The sequence below is a fragment of the Maritalea sp. genome (assembly GCF_051251695.1).
Classification (GTDB): domain Bacteria; phylum Pseudomonadota; class Alphaproteobacteria; order Rhizobiales; family Devosiaceae; genus Maritalea.
The window spans coordinates 1-2586 of sequence record NZ_JBPOEU010000084.1; the positions used below are offsets into that span (position 1 = coordinate 1).

The 2586-nt window shown below is 51.9% G+C and carries 3 protein-coding genes; all 3 read left to right on the plus strand.

The window, feature by feature from the left end:
- The coding region (locus tag ACSHWX_RS18195; RefSeq protein WP_435669626.1) for a DUF5131 family protein at positions 1-623 on the plus strand (623 nt) is incomplete at its 5' end.
- 29 nt (positions 624-652) lie between these two features.
- Positions 653-1876 carry a three-Cys-motif partner protein TcmP gene (locus ACSHWX_RS18200; RefSeq protein ID WP_435669627.1) on the plus strand — a complete coding sequence of 408 codons (1224 nt, stop codon included), beginning with the start codon at positions 653-655 and terminating at the stop codon, positions 1874-1876.
- 35 nt (positions 1877-1911) lie between these two features.
- Positions 1912-2586, plus strand: a 675-nt coding sequence (gene dgt, locus ACSHWX_RS18205; RefSeq protein ID WP_435669628.1) for a dGTP triphosphohydrolase, incomplete at its 3' end; no start/stop codon positions are given.

A 2586-nucleotide genomic window follows, 5' to 3' on the forward strand; every position in this document is an offset into this window, starting at 1 on the left:
AATACGAAGGACTTACCAAGCGCTCGAAGCGCGGCGCTGTCTGGACCGACAAGGTGCGCTGCCACGAAGAATCGGTGGAGATACCGCTGTCCTGGAAGAAGCCTCGCCGGGTGTTCGTCAATTCCATGTCCGACTTGTTCCACCCCGATGTGCCAAGCGACTTCGTGCGTCGCATCTGGGACATGATGGGACGGACGCCGCAGCACCACTACCAAATCCTGACCAAGCGGCCACAGCGGATGGCCGATCTGTTGCAAGAGATTGCGCCGGAGCCGCTTGCCAATGTCTGGCTGGGCACTAGCGTCGAGGATCACCGTGTCGTTGAGCGCATGGACCAACTGCGCGAAGTTCCCTCAAGCGTTCGTTTCATCTCGTTCGAACCGCTGATCGGCGATGTCGGACGCGTGGACCTAACCGGAATACATTGGGCAATCGTCGGTGGGGAAAGCGGTCCGCGCTCGCGTCCGATGGACAAAGAGTGGGTGGAGCACATCCTCGATCAGTGCCTAGAATCCGGCACGGCCTTTTTCTTCAAACAGTGGGGCGGCGTCAACAAGAAGAAGACCGGTCGCCTGCTCAGAGGCCGGACCTTTGATGAGATGCCCAAACTAGCTCACGCTTGAGCGAGCACAGATATGGTTCATCCGAGCGCATGGTAAGAAAGTCCTATGATTGGAAGAACGGAGCCGCACTGGATGGTCATTCGCGGGTCAAGCTGAAGATTCTCGATGAGTACTTTTGCGAATACCTCAGGGTTAGGTGCGTACTTCCGCAGCAGGAGAAATTTCGGCTTGCAGTCGTAGACGGCTTTAGTGGCGCCGGCCTCTATGGTGATGGGTCGTTTGGATCACCCTTGGTTCTGCTCGACGCCTTACGGCGGACCGAAGAGGAGTTGAACCTTTTGAGAGCGGCTGAAGGTTTCAGGCCGATAATCATCGAGTGCTATTTTGCGTTCAACGAGGTTGATCCTGAAGCGATTGAGCTGCTTCGCGAGAACTCAGCACCAATCATTGCTGAGATTAAGGCAAGACACCCAAACATCAAGTTGCATACCAAATTCCATGTCGGTGAATTTGAGGAGCGCAGGCAAGAAATTTGCCAGAACATAGAGTCTTCTCGTGTGCGCAGTGCGCTCTTTAATCTCGACCAGTATGGCTACACCCAAGTCTCCGAAACGACTCTCCTTGATCTCATGAAGATCACTCGATCAACCGAGGTCTTTCTGACGTTCGCGATCGAGTCCTTTTTGACCTATCTTTCGCCTGAAAGAATTAGTGGTATTCTAGACGGCAGCACAGTTCCGTTCGCTGGCAATCTTTCAAACGTAGACGAAAATCAAAGCAAGCCCATGTGGCTTGGCTCAATTGAGAAGGTCGTCTTTGAAACCCTTAAGGGTGCCGCATCCTATGTCAGTCCATTTTCGATACACAACCCAGACGGTTGGAGGTACTGGCTCATCCACTTTGCGAATTCATTCAGAGCACGCCAAGTCTACAACGATGTGCTCCACAAGAATATGAGTTCGCAGGCGCACTTTGGAAGGTCAGGGCTGCGAATGCTTCATTACGACCCAAACGAAAACTCCGACCTTTATTTATTTGATCAGGATAGTCGTGGCGCTGCGAGGAAACAGCTGATGGATGACATACCCAGGGTGGTTGAGAGATTTGAGAACCGGCTACCGATGGCAGAATTTTACGAGATCTCATACAAAGAAACACCTGTTCATAGCGATGACATCAACTTCGCAATTATCAAAAACCCTGATCTTGAGGTTGTGACTCCAAACGGAGGACTCCGGCGAAGCCCTAGTACGATCAAAGACACAGATGTATTGAAGTTGAGGGACCAGAAGAGCTTTTTCTCTCTGGTCTGAGGCAGTATAAACGCGCTCTTACTTTGGAGAAAACAATGGCAGATCAGCCCCTAGAATGGCCGAAATTGCTAACAAGTGTAAGGCGCAAAGACCTAGCCGGGCCGCGTGGAGAGGCTGACAGGCTTGGTGCGGCGGGCACTCGAACAGAAATCGAGCGAGACTACGACAGGATACTATTCAGTGCGCCAATAAGGAGGCTTGCGGACAAAACACAGGTCTTTCCTCTGGACAAGAATGATAGCGTTAGAAACCGCCTCACTCACTCTCATGAGGTGTCAAACTTGGCCCGCAGTATTGGCGTTGCGCTAGTTCATGGCGAGACGGGAGTGCCGACCGGCGAAGGCACAAAGCGCGACCTTCCTTCAATGCTTGCGGCTGTGGGCTTAGCACACGACGTGGGTAACCCGCCATTTGGACACCAAGGCGAATACGCGATTAGCTCTTGGTTTCAAAAAAACGAAAACAAAGCCCTCAATTTTTCTGAAGCCGTCGCCCAAGGGAAGATCAGTGAAGAAGATTCCAAGCGGATGAAAGAGGATTACCTTAACTTTGAAGGAAACGCCCAAGCTCTGCGAATACTAACCAAGCTACAGATCTTAAACGACGACTTTGGCCTTAATGTCAGCTGCGGCACCTTGGGCGCGCTTATGAAATACCCTGTAACATCAGACAGAGTCGACAAGACTCATGTTGCGACCAAAAAGTTCGGT